Annotated in this window: 19 protein-coding genes; 1 reads left to right on the top strand and 18 read right to left on the bottom strand. The window is 41.7% G+C overall.

The genetic code is table 11. From position 1 onward, the window contains the following. Positions 1–20: 20 nt before the first annotated feature. From ACKWCA_RS05500 to ACKWCA_RS05425, 16 genes are all read right to left on the bottom strand, one after another. Positions 21–1,226: a hypothetical protein gene (locus tag ACKWCA_RS05500; RefSeq protein ID WP_413977161.1), complete on the bottom strand. Its 1,206-nt coding sequence runs from the start codon at positions 1,224–1,226 to the stop codon at positions 21–23. A 6-nt stretch (positions 1,227–1,232) separates the two neighbouring features. Continuing rightward, positions 1,233–2,249, bottom strand: coding sequence for a pseudaminic acid synthase (gene pseI / locus ACKWCA_RS05495; protein WP_413977160.1), 1,017 nt, complete (start codon positions 2,247–2,249; stop codon positions 1,233–1,235). Further along, entirely contained in the window at positions 2,246–3,715 is a 1,470-nt protein-coding gene (gene pseG / locus ACKWCA_RS05490; protein WP_413977159.1) for a UDP-2,4-diacetamido-2,4,6-trideoxy-beta-L-altropyranose hydrolase, read from the bottom strand. The genes pseI and pseG overlap by 4 nt, the downstream gene beginning before the upstream one ends. Then, positions 3,693–4,550, bottom strand: a complete 858-nt coding sequence (locus tag ACKWCA_RS05485) for a cytidylyltransferase domain-containing protein (RefSeq protein ID WP_413977158.1) — start codon at positions 4,548–4,550, stop codon at positions 3,693–3,695. Before ACKWCA_RS05485 ends, pseG begins: the two co-directional genes overlap by 23 nt. Next, positions 4,528–5,310: an SDR family oxidoreductase gene (locus ACKWCA_RS05480; RefSeq protein ID WP_413977157.1), complete on the bottom strand. Its 783-nt coding sequence runs from the start codon at positions 5,308–5,310 to the stop codon at positions 4,528–4,530. Before ACKWCA_RS05480 ends, ACKWCA_RS05485 begins: the two co-directional genes overlap by 23 nt. Positions 5,311–5,321: 11 nt before the next feature. Further along, positions 5,322–6,164, bottom strand: a complete 843-nt coding sequence (locus ACKWCA_RS05475) for an aldo/keto reductase (protein WP_413977156.1) — start codon at positions 6,162–6,164, stop codon at positions 5,322–5,324. Further along, positions 6,151–7,350, bottom strand: coding sequence for a UDP-4-amino-4,6-dideoxy-N-acetyl-beta-L-altrosamine transaminase (gene pseC, locus ACKWCA_RS05470; RefSeq protein ID WP_413977155.1), 1,200 nt, complete (start codon positions 7,348–7,350; stop codon positions 6,151–6,153). The genes ACKWCA_RS05475 and pseC overlap by 14 nt, the downstream gene beginning before the upstream one ends. After that, complete coding sequence (gene pseB / locus ACKWCA_RS05465) at positions 7,347–8,366, bottom strand: UDP-N-acetylglucosamine 4,6-dehydratase (inverting) (protein ID WP_413977154.1); 1,020 nt, start codon at positions 8,364–8,366, stop codon at positions 7,347–7,349. Before pseB ends, pseC begins: the two co-directional genes overlap by 4 nt. After that, complete coding sequence (locus ACKWCA_RS05460; protein WP_413977153.1) at positions 8,356–8,922, bottom strand: hypothetical protein; 567 nt, start codon at positions 8,920–8,922, stop codon at positions 8,356–8,358. Before ACKWCA_RS05460 ends, pseB begins: the two co-directional genes overlap by 11 nt. Positions 8,923–9,145: 223 nt before the next feature. After that, positions 9,146–10,399, bottom strand: a complete 1,254-nt coding sequence (locus tag ACKWCA_RS05455) for an oligosaccharide flippase family protein (protein WP_413978024.1) — start codon at positions 10,397–10,399, stop codon at positions 9,146–9,148. Between the two features lie 74 nt (positions 10,400–10,473). Then, positions 10,474–11,250 (bottom strand): dTDP-4-dehydrorhamnose reductase, encoded by a 777-nt coding sequence (gene rfbD, locus ACKWCA_RS05450; RefSeq protein ID WP_413977152.1) that lies wholly within the window; start codon positions 11,248–11,250, stop codon positions 10,474–10,476. Further along, positions 11,247–11,792 carry a dTDP-4-dehydrorhamnose 3,5-epimerase gene (gene rfbC / locus ACKWCA_RS05445; protein ID WP_413977151.1) on the bottom strand — a complete coding sequence of 182 codons (546 nt, stop codon included), beginning with the start codon at positions 11,790–11,792 and terminating at the stop codon, positions 11,247–11,249. The genes rfbD and rfbC overlap by 4 nt, the downstream gene beginning before the upstream one ends. Before the next feature lie 7 nt (positions 11,793–11,799). Continuing rightward, positions 11,800–12,657: a glucose-1-phosphate thymidylyltransferase RfbA gene (rfbA, locus tag ACKWCA_RS05440; RefSeq protein WP_413977150.1), complete on the bottom strand. Its 858-nt coding sequence runs from the start codon at positions 12,655–12,657 to the stop codon at positions 11,800–11,802. 2 nt (positions 12,658–12,659) lie between these two features. Next, the gene (gene rfbB / locus ACKWCA_RS05435; protein WP_413977149.1) at positions 12,660–13,688 is read right to left on the bottom strand and encodes a dTDP-glucose 4,6-dehydratase; all 1,029 of its coding nucleotides are present in this window, start codon (positions 13,686–13,688) and stop codon (positions 12,660–12,662) included. A 6-nt stretch (positions 13,689–13,694) separates the two neighbouring features. After that, the gene (locus ACKWCA_RS05430) at positions 13,695–14,705 is read right to left on the bottom strand and encodes a hypothetical protein (RefSeq protein WP_413977148.1); all 1,011 of its coding nucleotides are present in this window, start codon (positions 14,703–14,705) and stop codon (positions 13,695–13,697) included. A gap of 3 nt (positions 14,706–14,708) precedes the next feature. Next, complete coding sequence (locus ACKWCA_RS05425; protein ID WP_413977147.1) at positions 14,709–16,394, bottom strand: DUF6909 family protein; 1,686 nt, start codon at positions 16,392–16,394, stop codon at positions 14,709–14,711. Between the two features lie 225 nt (positions 16,395–16,619). Here ACKWCA_RS05425 and ACKWCA_RS05420 point away from each other — a divergent pair, with 225 nt between their 5' ends. Then, the gene (locus tag ACKWCA_RS05420; protein ID WP_413977146.1) at positions 16,620–17,915 is read left to right on the top strand and encodes a PI-PLC domain-containing protein; all 1,296 of its coding nucleotides are present in this window, start codon (positions 16,620–16,622) and stop codon (positions 17,913–17,915) included. A gap of 6 nt (positions 17,916–17,921) precedes the next feature. On the opposite strand, the gene ACKWCA_RS05415 is transcribed toward ACKWCA_RS05420, so the two are convergent. Further along, positions 17,922–19,418, bottom strand: coding sequence for a GH3 family acyl-acid amido synthetase (locus ACKWCA_RS05415; RefSeq protein WP_413977145.1), 1,497 nt, complete (start codon positions 19,416–19,418; stop codon positions 17,922–17,924). Positions 19,419–19,423: 5 nt separating this feature from the next. Further along, a complete protein-coding gene (locus tag ACKWCA_RS05410; protein WP_413977144.1) occupies positions 19,424–20,284 on the bottom strand; it encodes a M23 family metallopeptidase in 861 nt (286 codons plus the stop codon). Positions 20,285–20,356: the final 72 nt, after the last annotated feature.

The following is a 20,356-nucleotide window of genomic DNA, read 5'->3' as shown; positions in this document are numbered from 1 at the left end:
AAGTAAATTAGTTTTGAGCTTTATACATTTTTACCAAAAAAGTCGACCGCATAAAAAAGAATGAATAAATAAAAGTAATTCGACCACGCACCGGATAATAAGGTAATCGAAATCAAACTACTGATAAAAAAGAGGAAGACCAAATTTACGGGGTAGTAACTCCTTTTTGCCGCTTGGTTCACTTTTAAAATGAAAAAGCCAATGATCCCAATTCCGAAAATACCCATTTCGGTTATTATCTGTAAGGTGAAATTATGCATGCTCAAGGCCGAATATCTTTCGGTACCTGGCACGACAATCTCTTTGATCATAAGTAGCGAATTACCCGGGCCGATACCTAAGAAATAAGAATCCAACAAATCTCTCACACCCAATATAATGGCATTGGATCTTGAATTGAACGTGCCAATATGTTCCAAAGGCTGCTGAGTCCAAACACCATTAGCCAGTCTAGACAAAAAATACTCTATGGTATATTTTCCCTGTATACTATACTCTCGAAGGAAAAACAGGAGAATAAGGCCTAAGGCCCCTAAAAATATGAACCCTATATACCGTATTTTAAAAACTTTGAACTTGATAATCAGATAACCTCCAAAAAAAACGATCAACGATAATAGTGCAAGTTTGGCATCGTTGTAAAGGATCATGTAAATGGCAGCAGCAAGCCAAAAATACTTGAAATTACTCTTGCTTTTCAAGAAAAACAAGGGAGTGAAAATGGCGATAACGGCCGACAGCTCGTTTTCATTCCAAAAAAAGATATTTACCGCAGGAAGTCTGTCTTGGGTATTGAAATAAACACCTCCGAAAAAAAGTTGGATATAGGCTAAAACGATAATCGTTTTGTAAATATAGACGAGCAGGCGGTGGATGCTTTCCGGCTTACAGCTTCGTACAACTTCTTCACAATAGAAGTAAAAGAAAAACACCGTTATGTAGTAGAGGTTAAAAACCACACTAAAAGCATGATACTTTCCTGCAAGGGAGACCATCAACGAATAGATAAGAAAAACTATGATGACCACGGAAAGCGTAATTGCTTTTTTTGTATTTACTACAAAAAAGCCTAAAAATAAGAAAGGGAGCACCACTCTAAATAAGGTGATATTACTTTCTATTGAAGGCCTTAAAATAGTACTTAAGCCAGCAATGATCAAGATAGCCGCGTGAATGATAAAAGTAGCTTTCTCTTTGGAAATCTTTATGCTTGACGCGACTGCCATCAGTTTTTATTCGATTACTTCATTTTGTAGCGGTGTCCCTTTCACTACCGCGTTGCGAAAAGTTTTACCCAATACTTCCCCATAATACTTCGGATGCATACCATACCCCGGGCGTATCGATCGTACGTTTTTAGTTGTGATTTGGTCGCCGGCCTCTACATCTTCCACAACATATAACGATCTAGAAAACTCTCGGCTTTTCTTTTTCTTCTCGGTCATTTCATAATTCACTTGACCCATCATTTTTTCGGCTAGTCGAACGGCATCGACCATTTGTTTGAATTCGCCCTCATCTAGTGAAAAATGGGCATCGGCACCACCAATGGCCTTATCTAAAATAAAGTGCTTTTCGATTACTTTTGCGCCTAAGGAGACCGCAACGACTGCTGCCTCGATACCCATCGTATGATCGGAAAGGCCTGAAGTGACCTCAAATCTTCGGGCAATGTCAGGTATGGTATTTAGATTGGCATCTTCAGGTGCAGCTGGGTAAGCAGAGGTACATTTTAAAATCGTAATATCATGGTTCCCCATTCTCTTACAGGCTTCAATAGCCAACTTGATGTCATCCGTCGTGGCAATACCAGTTGAGATGATCATAGGCTTGCCTTTAGAGGCTGCATATTCTATTAGTGGAATGTCGGTAATTTCAAATGATGCTATTTTGTATATGGGGGTATTCAATTCTTCCAAAAAGTCGACCGCCGTCTTGTCAAATGGAGATGAAAAACAAATCAGCCCCTCTTCCTTTGCTGTATCGAACAAGGTCTGATGCCATTCCCAAGGTAAGGCCGCATCCTTATAAAGGTCATAGAAGTATTGACCGTCCCAAGCGGTTCCTTGGTTAATTTTAAAATCGTCCGTTCTTACATCCAAGGTAATTGTATCAGCTGTGTATGTTTGCAACTTAATTGCATCGGCACCTGCCCTTTTTGCCGCTCTAACGGTCTCTTGGGCCACACTCAACTTCCCTCCGTGATTCGCCGAGAGTTCAGCTATAATAAAACAGTTTTTAAATTTCATTTTTCTTGCTCTAATTTATAGACACCGCTCTCATGACCTTGTATTTCTTTTTCCTCAATAAAAGCGTACCCAGCCTTTTCAAATGATCGTGAAGAGGCTATATTTTCCTTTTTAATATACGCCAAAATTGGACTTTCGAACTTCTCAAAACAAATATCCGCAGATTTTCTTAAAATAGGGGAGGCAAGATTTTGACCTCTAAATTTTGCGGATATGAGTATACCAACCACCGTTGCTTCCGCACTATTCTCATACCGAACCACCCCCGCAGGACAACCGTTCACCAAAACTATCAAAAAAAGCGTACTCGACTGAACAATCTTGTTTAGAAACCAAGTTGTGTGGCTTTCAATTGTAATCGTCTCCGAATGAAATGAATTTTTTCTTACCTCTGCATCACTTGACCACTCAAAGGTACGTTGCAAATCACTTTCCTCAGCGACTCTAAACGAAACATTTAGCCCATTGATCAATCCTAAAACGCGTTTACCGCTATTACCATCGAAAATCACATGTTGTTTTGCAGTATACGCTTTGGGGTCGATTGCGCCCAATTTATGACGAAATACCTTTTCGAAATCAGACACGGAATATTGTGCAAAATCACCGCCCTCTAAAATCACCTCTTCTTTCGCCATGGCCTCGTAAATCAGTTTTTGGTTTTCGACGAAATATCCTGCTAAAATTGGCATCTTTACACAGCACAGTTCATAAAAGATAGTGCTGGTCGGAACGATTGCAAAATTACAGGAAGACATCACGTTTATCAATTCGACTTCTGATAAATTGCGATGAATGTGGACCTTTTTACCGGGGTGACGCACTAGATCGAATATCTCATTGTGTTTGTACGCTTCCCCTAAAACTATGTGTATTGTATTGGTAAAAGAAGTCGCTAAAAGACCTTTGGTAACTTTCGCAGATAGGTTTAACATATCGGCACCTCCAAAACACACGAAAGCCGTGTCAGTATTGGATACCGCCCTTTCTCTTCTGGCGCTTTCCAAAAAAGCAGGGCGCAGTAAAGCATATTTAGTGCCTAAGCCATATCGGGTATATTCTTCCGCAGTATAGGAGCTGATATCCAAAAGCGGTGCATGGTTGATGACAATATCGGCAAACATATGCTCTTGCGCTAGATCATCGATATATACTAATTGGTATTTATTCCTTTTGATTTGCTCTTGATAGCGCGAATCAAATTGATAACCATCAGCGACAACGATATACTCCGAGGCCTTGAAATTATGCCCTAACCAATTCGGCTCGGATGGGATATCAATCTCATCCGGAATCAAAAATAGTTCATAGTCATTAGGGACTATTACAGTGGTGGATGAAGATTTAGTGGCCAAAACGAATTCGTAATTGCCTTTCAACATTTCTATCACGGCAAAAAGACGGTATAAATGACCTAACCCTATGAACTGGTTTCCATCGGCTCTAAATAGTATCTTTTTCTTCATGCGCTTCTAAAATGGATGCTGCCTTATGATATTCTAGATTTTTTAAAGTTTCCGAAGCTACTTTTAACTCTTCAGCCAAAGAAAAGAACTGTCTTTTTTGAACGTTCATTGCGTTTGCGCCGAAAAGCCATGGATGTTTCCTATATATCTTCTGAACAAGCGGCAACCCCCTTAGGGTCTCATTTTGGAGTGCAAAGCCAAGTAAGGTCGACACCAATAAAAAATCAGATGGATAATCTACCGTAAGTCGCAGCTCTTTCAAATCACCCTCGGTAGCAAATTGGTACGTTTCTTTCTTGAAGCCTTTATTATTCCGAATAAATAGGGTTACATGTTCTCGTTCCGATTTTGAAAGTTCCTCAGAATCAGACTTTAGAATGGCTTGCGAGGAAACTACTTCGAAATTCATTCCCAAAGGAAGGCCCTCTGTTTTCGTGTAATCATTTTTTTGTTCAAGATGATATGCAATAGTTTCATCCAGTGCTTCTACGTCAATCAACGGGTTGTCGGCAGTTAACCTGACAACCGTAGCTGGTTTACTCTTCTTTACGATTGCACCAAATCTGCTTAATACATCATCTTCATCTCCTCTAAAACAATGTACATTGTGCCTTGCACAAAACGCTTCAAGTACGTCGTTTTCGTTACTTAAAGAGGTGGCAATGTATATATTCGGTTGAAACTTGGACTTTCTCACTTCTTCGACAATCCATAATAGTAGCGATTTATCGCTCGCGATCGGAATGGGCATTAAGGTCTTTCCGGGCAAACGATTAGAAGACATTCTCGCCTGCACGATACAGGCTACAGAGTTATTTTGCGGTCCACCCTCCATCAACAATTAAATTTTGTCCGGTTATGTAATTTGAAACGTCTGCTGATAAAAAAACAAAAGTGCCTGCTAATTCTTCGGGCACACCCACTCTTTTCAGACATGTCTTATCTGCCAAGGCATTTACAAATGATATATTTTCTTTTACGTTATCTGAGGGGAAAGCCCCGGGCGTAACGGCATTTACCGTAATGCCCAACTGTCCTAAATAACTTGCATAATATCTTGTTAGCTGCAATATCCCCGCCTTTGCAGCCCCATAATGTGGTGGGTTTAAAAAATCAGGATGCTCATCATATACTTCGAATTGGGGCGCCACCACTCCATACATCGATGAAACATTAATGATTTTTCCACCTTTTTGTTTTTTGAAGTAGGGTATAATTTCCCGAATACATCTAAAAACACTGTTGAGCGACCCGTCTATTCCAAATTGCCAATCCTCATCTGTCATTTTTTCTGGAGAATTACCCTTGCTGTAAAACGCATTATTGATGAGAACATCGATTTGTTTTTCTGCATTGAAAGCGGCTTCAATAGCCATCTTTATACTATTCGAACTTGCAACATCACAAACCAAAAACTGAGGCTGTTTTGATTTGCCGTCACTTGAAAAGCTCTTGGTGAACTTGACCTCGTTCCTTCCCAGAACGTAGACATTTGCCCCGTGAAAAAGCAAGCTTTCAACAATCGCGGAACCTAAGAAACCATACCCCCCCGTGATAAGTATCGTCTTTCCTGTTAAATCAAATGTTTTCACCATATCATGATTCTTTAGTTAGCCGGCCATAATGACGGAGATACTATATTCTCCCCTAGTTGGACATCAATCGAATCCATTGTACAGGCCTTCAAAATGCCCTCGATATTTTGTTGTAGCTGTTCGCGATTTTCAACTCCCATAATAACGGTATCCACAATGTCTTGCTCCAGGACATATTTCAACAAGGCTCCAGACAAATTCTCTTTGTGTTTTTCTTGAAGGTCCGTTAAAATCTTTTTCACCGGATTAAAATGTACGGGCAATGATTTAGGGTCCATAAAAAATAGGCCTTGAAGAAAGGTTGAACGCGTATGAATTTCACACTTTCTTTCTTTCAATGCCATCATTTCGGTTCTGAATCTGGTATCTAAGTAGTTATAAGGTACCTGTACTAAATCAGGAACCATATCCATTTCCAAAAATTGTCGCACCTCTGCCGGATGATTCAGTGAAAAACCAATTTTATTGATCTTCCCATTGGCCTTTAATTTTTGCAACACCTTCCACAACGGCCTGTTTTCAATTAGAAACCCAGGCCTATGGGCCAAATAGCCTTCAATTCTATTCAAATTCAGCCGGTCTAGGCTTTTCTCCAGTTCATCGCCGATAGACTCTGTGCCCTCAGGCGGCATAAATTTGGTAATTACCCTGAATTGAGATAAATCGAATCTTCCCAATACGGTTTCCGCATCACCATAGGCCGATGCGGTATCGATGGTAGTCATTCCATTCTCAGAGGCATACTTCAAAATCTTGCCCACCTCGTTTTCGTCGGTTTTATTCGTTGTGTTCGAAATACCGTATTTCATTCCGAATTGAACAGTACCGATTCCTATTTTCTCAAGTGCCTTCATAGTATGACACTACTTGGCCGATTACAAAATTTTGCTCCTCTTCTGTCAAAGTTGGGTACATCGGCAAACTAATGCACTTTCTGTAATACGTTTCCGCGTTCGGCAAATCGCCTTCCTTCCACCCTTGAGCCTTGTAGTAAGGCATCAGATGACACGGTATATAGTGTATCTGAGCAAATATTTTCTGACTCCTTAGGTAGTTATAAAGACCCAAACGGTCTTCTACTTCAATCACATACAAGTGATAAGCATGGCCCTCTACAACACCAGACTGACCTTTAATAAAGCCCTTGCTTTTGAAACATTCTTCATATGTTCTCGCAATCTGCCTTCTTCTCTTTATACCTTCAGGAGCTCTTTTCAATTGTTCGTGGCCCAATGCGGATTGAAAATCGGTCAACCTATAATTAAAACCGAGGTCTTGCATTTCCATATACCATGCTGGATAATCGGTATTCCCCTCAGTACCGTTTGCCATGGTCAAGTCATTCCGAAAAGCATTCTTGTCTTTTGTAATGCCATGGGTTCGCAGCATCATGGCATCACGATAGAGTTTTTCGCTATTGGTCGTGATCATTCCTCCTTCACCCGCTGCGATATGTTTTACCGGGTGGAAAGAAAATATGGATAAATCAGCAAAACTACCATTACCACAAAATTGTCTTTCACCCTCTTTATCAACGAAATAACCTCCAGGCGCATGACATGAATCTTCAATTATCCAAAGGTCATAGGCTTCCGCCAGGCCCCTAAATTGTTCCATATCAACACTTCGGCCCGCAAAATCAACTGGAATAATGCCCTTAAAGGTGCCTTGGGGCGAAGATTCCAAGAGCTTTCTTACTTCATTGATATCAATCAGGTAGGTCTTGGGATCGATGTCGACAAAATGTACCTCACCTCCACAATATCGGACACAATTCGCTGAGGCCGCAAAGGTTATGGGCGACGTAATGACCTTGTCTCCTGGTTTCACGTTCAAGGCGAGGGCACACAAATGCAAAGCCGCTGTTCCATTGGCAACGGCGACCGCATATTTGCTTCCTACATATGACGCGAATGCCTCCTCAAATTCTTTGATTTTAGGGCCTTGGGTCAAATAATCGGCCTGTAGCGTTTCTACAACGGCATCAATATCATCTTGGGTAATGTGCTGTCGCCCGTAAGGTATGGGGTTTCTGGTCATACTAAAAAGTTTGAATCTACATGTTCCATAATAAGTTGCCTTAAGCTCTCAACGGTTTCCCATTCCGTATTTTCGCCGGAATTATAGCTGAAGCCCTCTGAAACCTTTTCTGCTCCGAATTCTTCAATGAAATCAGTTAGCTTCCATTGATGGGTGGCCGGGAGTATCGTATAATACTTACCAAGGTCATAGGTATAGAAAGAATCGGATGGTGTAATCATCTCTTCATGGATCTTTTCTCCCGGTCGTATTCCTACTACCGGTTTATCACAATCAGGACCTATGGCTTCCGCCACGTCCGCAATTCGATATGAAGGAATTTTGGGGACAAATAGTTCTCCTCCCCAGGCGTGCTCCAATGCATGCATAACCATATCAACTCCGCCTTTTAATGAAATATTGAAACGGGTCATTTTAGGATCCGTTATCGGTAAGATCCCTTCCTTTTTTTTGTTGATGAAAAAAGGTATCACGGATCCATTGGACCCCATCACATTTCCATATCGAACAACGGAAAATCGAATAGGGTTGTTCCCTTTTATATTATTGGCCGCCACAAATAGTTTATCGGAGGTAAGTTTTGTTGCCCCATACAAATTGATAGGAGCGCAGGCCTTATCCGTAGATAGCGCAACCACACGTTCAACATTGGTCTCGAAACAGGCATCCACTACATTTTGAGCACCTCCAATGTTGGTTTTTATGCATTCTTCGGGATTATACTCAGCTAAATGAACATGCTTCATGGCTGCTGCATGTATAACGTAGTCAACTCCCTTAAAAGCTCTGATCAGGCGGTCTCGGTCTCTTACGTCTCCAATAAAAAACCTAATCTGAGGGTATTTTTCAATAGGATATTTTTGAGCCATTTGAAACTGCTTTTGCTCATCTCTAGAAAAAATAATCAACCTTCTGATATCGGGAAATCTATTTAAAATGTGTTCCGTGAGTGCATTGCCCAAGGAGCCTGTTCCACCGGTTATCAATAACGATTTATTTTTCATTTCAAAGTTCATTGCCATGCTTTTTATGTAATAGATTTATATCGCGTAGTACAACCTCCATACTTTTTTCTTTGTTCTTGTAGCTTACAATAGCTATAGTGATTGCCCTAGCATGTTTTAGTTTCGTTTTGATCTGTCGAGAAGCAGTTAGTATTCCCTCCTTGTTTCTTTTTATTTTCACGGTATACGACTCAAACCCATATTTTTGCCTTTCGGAATGAAGCATCTCCAAATCTTCATCTTTCGGGTATAGAGAGAACACTACATAATTTTCCGAATGCTCTTCTGATTTCAAATTCACAGCATCAAATGCCATTTTCAGTTCATATTCTCCTTCTTTCACGCCCATCAAAGTTACTGTTACAAATTTGGGCTTGAAGCCATTTTTTTTAAAATGGTCTTCTTTTACCTTATATCTAAGAAGATCAAAATCGTCCTTTTCGGCAAAGATATGAGGATTCTCGAACACTTCTTTCTCTCCATTCCCCTTACACGAATTAAGTTGAAAACAGCTAAGGCTTAAAAAAAGAATGCAGCTCAGACCAAATATAAAATGCTTTCTTCGCATAATTACTTTTCAAAAGAGGAAATCTGTATACCGTTCGTTCATTGTGCCGCAAAAGTACGACAATTCTTAGCCTTATCAAGGCTTGCTTTATTCAACCGAATATCTTTGCTTAGCCCTCTTTTAAATGAAATCATGGCCAACGATACTTCCAATATCGTAAAACCTGTTGTCCGTAGTCAATATCCTCTACATGCTCTGCTCCATTGCCGGTGAAGATACTTTCCTAAGTCTTAGAATATGTCTTGACAGTCCGATATTGGATGATAAAATAAAATCCATAAAGAACTATCTCGTGAATTACGTACACAAAAAACAGGCTTTCTACGGCCAATTTCATAATCATTGCAGAATATAAAAGAGTGATGAAGGTGGTAACGAAATAAAGCAACTGCCATTTGGAGGCGATACGAAGAGTATTGGTCGCATTGAAGGTCGATGAGAGCGGACTTATGACCAAGCGAGCCACAAAGGCCAAAGCTAAAATGGACGCGAACGTGCCCGATCTTTCCCATTTCTCCCCAAAAACAAAAGCGAACAGGGGCTCCCCAAAAAAATACAACACAAGACAAATTGGAATTCCTACCACGAAAAGCACTATGGCCGATCTCTCAAAAAAAACAATCGCTTCTTTATACCGTTGGTCATTCATCAACGAGGCCATTTTTTGGAAGAATACGTCTTTATAAGAGTTTCCTATAAGCGTCAAAGGTGCACTCAAAACCATAAAAGTGAGTCCATAATGCCCCAAGTCATCTAGGGTGTAGAACTTGGTCAATATCAAGACTAGCGCTTGTAATGAAATGGTACTTAAAAATGAAGGCCAAATGCCATATTTAGGATAGTCGATATAGGTTTTGGCCATCTCTTTCAATGTTCGCAATGGTATTGGTTTAAAGGAAATAGGGGATTTCCTCGAAAGAAACACCCATGACACCATTGTTCCGGTGATTTTTGCAATGACAAGCCCGAAAGCCAATACCTTTGAGAGCCCTAAGCCTATCGCCGCGATGATATAGCCGATAGACTGAAGTACTTTAGCGATGGCATTGGTCGTAAACGTTTTGTGCCGAATGGATGCGTTGATGTATGCGCTCCAACCGCCGAAAAACAAAACATACAAAGGCACGTAGTACAATACACTCCGTAAATTCTCCGGAAAAAACCTATGAAAAAGTGGTAGAACTACTGCTATGGCCAAAGCATATGCGAGTGTCAAATAAATACTAAGGGTAAAGACCTTTTGGGCATTTTCCTCAGACTTAGGAAGTACAATGGCCAATTGATACTTTCCCCCAACCGCAACGGCAAATATACTGGCCACTGCAAAAAAAGAAGTATACAATGCAAAATCCTCTTCTGTGAACAACCGGGTTAACAAAGGCATCGCTAAAACGGGCAATGCCTGTGCAATTCCTGTCCCCAAGATCTGGGACGAAACATTTCTTGAAAATTCTGAGTTTGAAAGTTTACGCCAGATGTTTGTTAAAAATTTGATTTCGAATTATTTATGGTTCATAAAGTTTAGTGCTAAACCAAAACTAATCAACGTCTTTACCGTAAGAGAATGCTATTCTTCGGCCGCTTAGCTAAAGTACGATAATTCCGGCCCTTCTCAAGTTTCACTTTGTTTTCCAGATTGTTTTCCCTTAAAATCCGTTTGGCAAAACCGTACCAGGTCATGGCCTCTCCATCGGTGAAATGATGAACGCCATAGTCCGGATTTCCTTTCGCTATCAACCCCAATAGGTATTTAGCCAAATGATTCGCATTGGTGGGGCAACCTGTTTGCTCTTCGGTAATTTCTAAATCCTCTCTAGCTTTTGCCTTGCGCAAGATGGTCTTATAGAAATTGTTTCCATATTCTGAATAGAGCCACGAGGTTCTAACGATAACATAACGCTCCAATAGCTCCTGAACATGCAGCTCTCCCCCAAGTTTTGATTTTCCATAAACATTGATGGGGTTCGTTTCATCATCAGGGAAATAGCCAGTTTTCTTGGTGCCATCAAAAACATAGTCCGTGGAAACATGGAGTAAGGTGACCTGATGGTCGCGACATTGTTCCGACAAAATTCGGACACCTTCGGCGTTTATCGCAAAAGCAGGTTCCGGTGTTTTTTCGGCTTGTTCCACGTTGGTATAGGCAGCACAATTGATACAATAGGCAAAGTTCCCTTTTGAAAAAATCGACGAGACATTTTCAGAATTGGTGATATCAAGTGTTTTGGAACTATGAAATTCAAATTGCAGATCCTTGTAGTCACTCGAAATTTTTCGCAGACATTGGCCGAGTTGGCCATCTCCTCCTGTGACCAATACGCGCTTCATCGATATAGCGCATTAAAAGAAGGAAGCTGTGCATCCTTTTCGGAGAGAATAAGGTGTTCTGCAGGAAATTCCCAATCGATATTCAACGTAGTGTCATTAAAAGCAATACCCCTTTCCGAAGGCTGGTGGTAGTAAGTATCGCACTTGTACGCAAAAATAGCCTCTTCGCTCAATACGACAAACCCATGCGCCATACCTTTTGGTATAAATATGGATTTTTTACGACTATCGGAAAGTTTAATCTTAATGTGTTGCCCAAAAGTGTCGCTCTCTTTTCGTAAATCAACAATAACATCCAAGATGGTCCCCTGGATCACCTGTACCAATTTTGCTTGGGCATAGGGGCCCTCTTGAAAATGCAAACCTCGCAATACCCCTTTTTTTGAAATGGATTGATTGTCTTGCACAAAGTGCAAAGGCTGCCCCAATTTCTTTTCCAACTTTTCCTTTTGAAAAGACTCGAAGAACACTCCTCTTTCGTCTTTGAATAGTTTAGGTTCTATGGTAAAGCATCCCTTTAAGGGTGTTTCGGTTACAATCACGGACGTTTTACTTTAATAACATTAAATAGTTGCCATACCCACTTTTCAAAAGTGGCTTGGCCAGCGCATGCAGCTGTTCTTTATCAATATAACCCATAGTATAGGCAACCTCTTCAATCGCACCTACCTTTAGGCCCTGACGCTCTTGAATCACTTCCACCAATTGCGACGCCTGCATCAACGATCCAAAAGTACCCGTGTCTAACCAAGCCGTGCCGCGATCCAAAATACTGACCTGTAGTCTGCCTCTTTCCAGATATGCCTTGTTCACATCGGTAATCTCCAGTTCGCCCCTTTTGCTGGGCTGTATGTTTTTTGCGATGTCGACTACCTCATTATCGTAAAAGTAAATTCCGGGTACTGCATAGTTCGATTTGGGCTGCTCGGGTTTTTCTTCAATGGAAATGGCTTTCCCAGATGAGTCGAATTCCACAACGCCGTAGCGTTCCGGATCCTGTACATGATAGCCATAGATAATCCCTCCATTGGGGTCATTATTGGTCTGTAGCAATTTGGCAAGTCCCGAGCCATAGAAAATGTTATCCCCTAAGATTAAAGCCACCTTGTCTTGGCCAATAAAATCTTCGCCAATGATGAAGGCCTCAGCTAATCCGTTCGGATGCTCTTGAACCGCATATTGAAACTGACACCCGAGTTGGGAACCATTACCTAATAATTTTTGAAACAAGGCCGCGTCTTGTGGCGTGGTGATCAGTAGAATTTCCCGGATGCCGGCCGACATCAATGTGGCCATTGGATAGTAGATCATCGGTTTATCGTACACCGGCATCAATTGCTTGCTAACCGCCAGTGTTATGGGATGTAAACGCGTGCCCGACCCTCCTGCCAATATGATTCCCTTCATTTTTATACTTTTTGGTATTTTGTTGAATACCAGGCGATGGTCTTCCGAAGCCCTGAATCAAAATTTTCTTGAGGCGTCCAGCTCAATTCCGTTTTTACCTTGGTGGCATCTATGGCGTAACGGTAGTCATGGCCCGGCCTGTCCTTCACAAAACTGATCTGGTCACGGTAGCTTCCCTCGCTCTTTGGATACTCTGTATCGAGCAGGTCGCAAATACGCTCCGCTATATACAGATTGTTGTGTTCATTATTGCCGCCAATTACATAAGTTTCACCGGCCTGTCCTGATTTGAAAACCCGTTCGATCCCTTGACAATGATCCAATACAAAAAGCCAATCGCGAACGTTGGTACCGTCGCCATAAATTGGAATCGCCTCACCATTCAACGCCTTTCGTATAATGGTTGGGATCAATTTTTCGTCGTGCTGTTTTGGGCCATAGTTATTGGAGCAATTGCTGGTCACCACATTCAGCCCATAAGTATGAAAATAGCTCCGTACCAGAAAGTCCGATGAGGCTTTTGAAGCACTATAAGGGCTGTTCGGTGCATAGGCGGTGTCTTCGGTAAAGAAACCTTCCAATCCTAGGCTGCCATAGACCTCATCCGTCGAAATGTGATGAAATCGAGCATGCTCAAACCCGGCTTTTACCTGGTTCGGACATTCCAACCAATTTGTCCTAGCCGCTTCGAGTAGTGTAAACGTTCCCTCAATATTCGTTTTAATAAAGGTGTCTGGGCTGGCAATAGAATTATCTACATGCGATTCTGCAGCAAAATGAATGACACCATTAATACTATATTCCCGAAAAATACGGGCCACGAGCTGGGCATCACAAATATCACCTTCCACCAAGTCGTAGCGCTCATTATCCATTAAATCCGATAAATTGGCGAGATTACCGGCATAAGTAAGTTTATCAAGATTCACGATATAATCGTGAGGGTTGTTCTCCAAAAAATACGGTATGAAATTACTACCGATGAACCCGGCTCCACCAGTTACTAAAAGGGTTCTTTTATTTGCTTTCATACATGTTTATTCTATTTCCTTTGCCTTGCCATCCAAATACCTAAAGAAGGAGAGCAGAATAAAACCGATCACTAACAGCGTTGGGATAAGAAAGTGGGGCTGATTAAAAAAAGACTTCGTTACCTGCTGTGTTTTTCCAAAATTCAAAATACTCAAAACCCCTGTTTGTTGTGCGACTTCCAATCGTTTCGTTTCGATTTCCTTCAACAGCCTATCCTTTAGACTCAATAAGGAAGGTACATTCAACGTATTTTCCTTTTCCATATATACTACTCCCGTACCCGATTTTTGTTTTTCGGTCAATAATGCCTTCGAGTAATTATCAACCAATTCATCTATCTGTTTAATAAGAAGGGTGTTTTTCTCGATTCGCAATTTGGCGTTCTCTGCATAAACCGTCTTCAATTCATTAAAATATGTATTGGTGTTTATGTATTGTATTAACTTTTCAATCACGCCAGGTCCTTTTGTGGGGTCTTTGAAGGTAAAAGTGATTTTGTGGTTTAACACGCTCTTCTCTGAAAGTTCGGTACGCAAAATATCAATTACAAAACTCTCGTCTTTAAAATTTTTGAGCAATTCTAAATACTTCATTTCATTTAGGGCCACTTCTTCGGTTTTTCCCTCTTCTTCCTCAATAGCTTTCACTTCTATTCTGAAGCCTTCCAAATCCTCCACTGCGATTCCCATTTCTTGGAAGAAACTTTTATTCCTTGACCCCAGATTCGCTGCCAGTTCCTCTACTACATCGTACAAATAATTCTTACTCTCAAAATTGGGTCTGACAATGATATCAGCCTTATACTTTTTTGAGATGATTTGATTTAACCCAAAGCTAATACCGATACCAAGCAGTATCAGACCTAGTAATTTCAAGGCATTTCTTCGCAGATAAATGAAAATCCTCAAAAAGAAATTACCGAAGCTTTTGATTCCTTTGTTAATCAGTTCCAAGAGTTGCCCCAAGTCTATTTCGTCTGAAGCGTTTGGACTTTTTTGTGGTGTCTGATCAGCCATTTGTTATGAATTGAATATTTGGGTTAGAATTTTGTCGGTTATCAAATAAGTCGGTTTAACACCTGTAGTGCCAAGGCCTCCCGAAGCTAGCGTGCTCCCCGTTTCCAGGGGGTTGTCCGAAGCGTAGTAGGCATATCTGACTTTTACATCTTCACCGATACTTTTTCTAATTTTCGAAGCCGATTGAATCGCCTTCTGATAATGTACGCCTTCCATTTCCAGGCCGATTACATTCCACGTGGACTGATGAAAGAATTTCAAAATGTCCTTGTTCTGCAAAGACGTCCCCAATACGGTAACCATGGTTCCTTCGAAGACCTTTAGCCCGTGCCCTTCAAAATCAGCCGCACATAATTCGTTCTCAAAAGGGTAGTTGTCTGCCGTACCTTCAAAAATATGCGCCGAGGGTATCATCAAATCTCCCTTTCCACCTTCTAAAATACCCGCCTTTCCCATAATCGAAATAGAAGCAATGTTCAAATAGACCGCCCCATTTTTCTGGTCATCATAAGGTTTCAATAATTCATCGATACTTTCGTATGCCTGCTCGCCAAAAGCATAGTCCATCACAAAGATAACAGGTTTTTGTACTTCGATTATCTCCTTCGAAAATTCATAGCAACAGGCATCGTCGCCCAACTTGGCTAAATCGAATATTTGAACATCGATATTCGTACCCGAGACATCGTCGATGGAAATCATACCGTTCTTTTTGGCCATGGTCTCCACCTTATTGCGCAAATCGGAACTGCCGGATGCACTCAAAGCTTCATAAATCTTGAGCGCTTCGCCCTTTGGAAACTGCTTTTTCAGTGCCTTTCTGGCAAAGAGGGAATTCATCACACTGTGCATATTCGCACTTACGATATGAATCGGCCTATTTAGCAAGCCCCGATCCTTAAAAACCTTCTTGATCGTATTGGCCCAACGGTCTCCATGAATATGATGCCCTAAGCGTTCTCTTAGCAATGTGCTAAAGGTGATGACTCTTTTTTCATCGGTCAATTCTTCTTCGATGGCCAGTTTCCCCAACCAATAGATGATTTCCAGAAAACGTTCGGGATTCTCAGCGGTCGCAAATTTCTCATAATAAACCATGGTTTCCTCGAAACTACGGCCCAGAATATTCGCTGTATGGATCAAAGTGGTTTCACGATTTGCCTGAGAAAGCTCTTTAGCGTTCACGGCGGCCTCCAACTTCTGCCAGTCTCGAATCGTTTTTTGGGTTTCTTCTATCAGCACACGCTCGCAGATTTTTTGCGATTCTATAAAAAGAAAGGTCAAATGGGTCAGGATGTCGTAAATATCGGAGCGTCCACGGGTAATCTCAATATTCATTTGTTCCTCATCGATTCGATAACAGTTTCTTCGTCGCTTAGGCGGTACGATCGGATCGATGTGTGATTTGCCATACCCTTCGTCGGAAGTGAGGTTGATGTACTTGCATTGTTCAATACCTTGTGGCAAACGCTCGAGAACATAAACAAGTCCGTTTAGTTCTGTTTTTTCTTCCGCAATGGTTCCATAGATCTCAGGCCGAAGTTGTAACAGCGCATTTTTCAACGATTCGCCAGATACGCCCGTAGGTTTGTAGAACCCCCGGTTAAACAAATGCCGCATCGTAATATACAAACGCTCGATAGCGTTGGTCGATTCTTGAGCTCGGGTGGTTGTCGTGTTTTTGCTCATTGAAGAATTTCGAGCAAAATTACAAATAAAAATCAGCTTTGGCGGTTCGAAAGGGTTTGCTTCCCATTTCCTGAAATCATGTTCAGCTCTCCTACCAGGCACATAATTTTAAAACAAACCCACGTATAGGGGCCCTTTACCACAATATCACGAAAGCAAAGACGTTGTGTATCAACAGCTAGAGTTTGCCTTACCTCAAGGTAACATCTTGATTCAAGAATAAAAATGATGAAGAAAAAGCTCCAATTCCTGACCCGATTTTCAATAGGCCTGTTCCTATTGGTCGTGGGTTTTAACGCCCGCGCTAGCATCTATTCGGATTCAACAGTGAAAGGGGAAGCTCCCAACACGGCCCTGTTGCTGGAAAGCAATGGCTTTAATGCCAAAAAGAGAAGTCTGTTCGCTGTCGGCGACCAAACAGAGCATTTGGAACGCGGTCTTACCCTAATACACTTCTTAAGCGCGACGAAATACGAGTTCAAAACCTTTGACACCCATGCCGACCCCAAGCAGTCGAAAGCAATGGTCGAAGTCTTATGGAAAATGCAAAAAAACAACGCTCGCTATGCCCTACTCGCCCATGATTCCGCTGCCAAAAGCTTAGTCTCCGAGCTAGGGGAATTGCAAAAAATGGGATTTGACCAGCTAAGCGAAATCAAGAGCCGGCAAGCGTACATTGCCCACAACCTTCAGGGAGCCCTACTAGAAAGTATAGACGATTTACGGCTATCGATGAACATAGATATTCCCGATACCATTTCAGATAACCACATCTATTTTCCCAGAATCAAATATGAATTTACCCCAAATAATGATCGCTATATCGCCCATGCAGGCGGCGAAATAGATGGAGTGAAATCGACCAATTCAAAACAAGCTTTGGATGCGAACTATAACAAGGGGTTTCGCCTCTTCGAGCTTGACATCATCACTACCTCCGATGGGCATCTGGTTGCAGCTCACGACTGGAAAATGTGGGCACGATTTACAGACTATCAGGGCACGTTACCACCCAGTCTATCCGAATTCAAGAAACACAAAATCTATGGGGATTACACGACACTGGACATGAAGGGAATTAACGATTGGTTTGCCAATCACCCTGACGCGATTTTGGTGACCGACAAACTCAACGATCCAGTGGCCTTTGCCAATGCTTTTGTAGATAAAGATCGCCTTCTAATGGAACTATTTAGCCTTATGGCCATAGAGGAGGCCTCTAAAAATGGAATCGGGGTAATGATATCACAAGAACCACTTTTGGGCCTTAAAGGTGATAAAATAGATTATCTCCAAATCAACAATGTGAAGCATGTCGCTTTGTCGCGAAGAATCATCAAAAATCATGTAGAGTTCATGCTGGAACTAAAGAAACAAGGAATTCGTGTATACGTCTACAATGTGAATTTCGACCCGGGAAAGGACGAAAAGTACGTTCAAGAAAACGAAATCGGATTGGTATATGGCATGTATGCCGATAAGTGGGTTTTCGATACCAAAAAGAGTACTTTGGCCAAATAATTCCCGTTACGCTTTGAATGCCAACAAGCCATCCGCGAGCTTTCGGTCGTTGGACAAGCGTTGAATTTTGTTTTGACCTCCGAGCTTTCCTATGGATTGCATATACCCCTTAAAACCGTCTTTTCGAATAGGAGTGACTTTTAGATGCTGAAGCACGTTACCTTCTATCAAATCAAAGTAATAGCTGTTCTGTTTTTGCAGCGTAGTGTCCAATATCCGTACAAAGGTCTGCATATCGGTTGGCGCTTTTTCAAATTCGATCAGCCATTCATGATAAGGCAATTCATTTGCTGGAGGCACAATTTGTGGCGCTACGGTAAATTCGTTCACTTGGGCATCGGTCTGGGCAATAGCATCTCGCATGGCTTCTTCGACCTCTTTTGCAATGACATGCTCTCCGAAAGCCGAAATGAAGTGTTTGATACGACCTGAAACCACAATTTTAAAGGGGTTCAAAGAAATAAACTGAACGGTATCTCCTAAGTTATAGGCCCATAAACCTGCATTCGTAGAGATGATCATTACATAGTTGACGTGCAGTTCGACTGCCTCAATGGTAATCCGTCTGGCATCTGGCTCAAAGAATTCATCGGTTTTGACAAACTCATAGAAAATACCCGAATTCAACAACAACAGCATTCCTTTTTCCTTCTGGGAATCTTGGTAGGCGAAGAATCCCTCACTTGCCGGAAATAGCTCAATACTATCGACCTTTCTGCCTATAAGACTTTCGAATGTTGCGCGATATGGTTCATAATTTACTCCCCCATAAATAAATAGCTGAAAGTTTTGGAACAGGTCTCCCACTTTTCTGCCACTTGCCGCATTCAACTTTTCAAAATACATCTGTACCCATGACGGAATACCGGCGATGACCGTCATATTCTCATCTTTGGTCTCATCCACTATGGCATTGACCTTGGTTTCCCAGTCTTCGATGCAGTTGGTTTCCCAACTTGGTAGTCTGTTCTTCTGTAGGTAGTTGGGCACATAATGGGCCGAGATACCTGAAAGTCTGCCTAGTTGAATACCATTCTTTTCCTGCATTTCAGGGCTGCCTTGAAGGAAAATCATTTTACCGTCTACGAAATCAGCGTGGCCGGTTTCATGAATATAGTTGAGAATGGCGTTTCGCGAAGCTTCAACCTGATGTGTAATCGATTCTTTGGTAATCGGAATGTACTTTGCCCCTGAGGTGGTACCCGAGGTTTTAGCAAAGTATAAAGGTTTGCCCGGCCATAGAATATCGTTTTTTCCCTCGACTACCTCATCCACATAGCGCTTTAACGCTTCATAATCGCGAATCGGCACCCTTTGAACAAAGTCGGTATGGGTGGTTATCTCGGAAAACTCATGGTCCCTCCCGAATTTGGTCTGCGCCGCCCGCTCCACTATTTCCTTGAAAACCTGTTTCTGGGTATTGATGGGGTTAGCAACCCACTTCGCCGTTTTTCTGGCCACTCTCTTGGCAAAGATTCGTGCAGCAAAGGCTTTTAATGACATGTTTTCTATTTGAAATCGATAAAATCCAGTGGATTGATCGGTGTCCCGTTTTGCCAAATCTCGAAATGAAGATGTGGACCGGTGGTAAGTTCACCTGTATTGCCCACGGCAGCTATCACTTCGCCGGTACGCACAATATCACCCTGAGATTTATTTAACGAACCGTTGTGTTTGTACACGCTGATCAGACCATTTTCGTGTTCCAGAATAATTACATGGCCTGTATCGGCCGTCCATTCAGCAAAAATGACCATTCCGTTGGCTGTCGCTTTGACCGGTGTTTCTCGAGGCGCTACCACGTCAACCGCGTAATGGCGTTTCTTTAAATCGAATTTCTGCGTCAACGTACCGCTCACAGGAGGGAAAAGAACCAAATCGGTCTTTACGCCGCTTCTTTCAAAAAGGTTGTATTTATCTTCCAACGCTACCTCGGCACGTAAAAGTGAATCTTGTTTGATAGGTGTAAGGTTGACACTATTCGGATCTAACTTGAATTGGTCACGAAGCGAATCGCGATTGATAACATTATTTTCGATGTCTCCTTTGAGCACCATTCTGATATTGTCCAAATAGCGATTTGAATTGTTCAAGACCCTAACCAAGGAGTCTGTTTGATAGGTGAGCTCCGTGGCCTGCTTTTTAAGTCTCGTAGACGAATATCCCGGAATGTACTCTCGCAAGGGGGTGAAGGCGATCAAAAGGGTTGTTAACCCAATCAATCCGATGATACAGAGCGATCCGGTGACAAAAACGTTCAGTCTGCTCAACTTAAAGGAAATTTTCTCTTCGAACGTACTTTCATTAAGAATGACCAAGCGGTACTTATGAAGTAACTTTTTCTTTATTTCCCTTCTCTTTTTGGCCATAGAGTGCAAAGATAATGTAAGCGATCAATTTTGTAACGGTTCCCTTAAATTTAATGGATTTTTGAATTGTAA

Origin of the sequence: Maribacter corallii, from assembly GCF_047345415.1 — a bacterium.
GTDB lineage: Bacteria > Bacteroidota > Bacteroidia > Flavobacteriales > Flavobacteriaceae > Maribacter_C.
The sequence above is the reverse complement of the archived record's forward strand: the minus strand, read 5'-3'. Positions and strand labels throughout refer to the sequence as shown.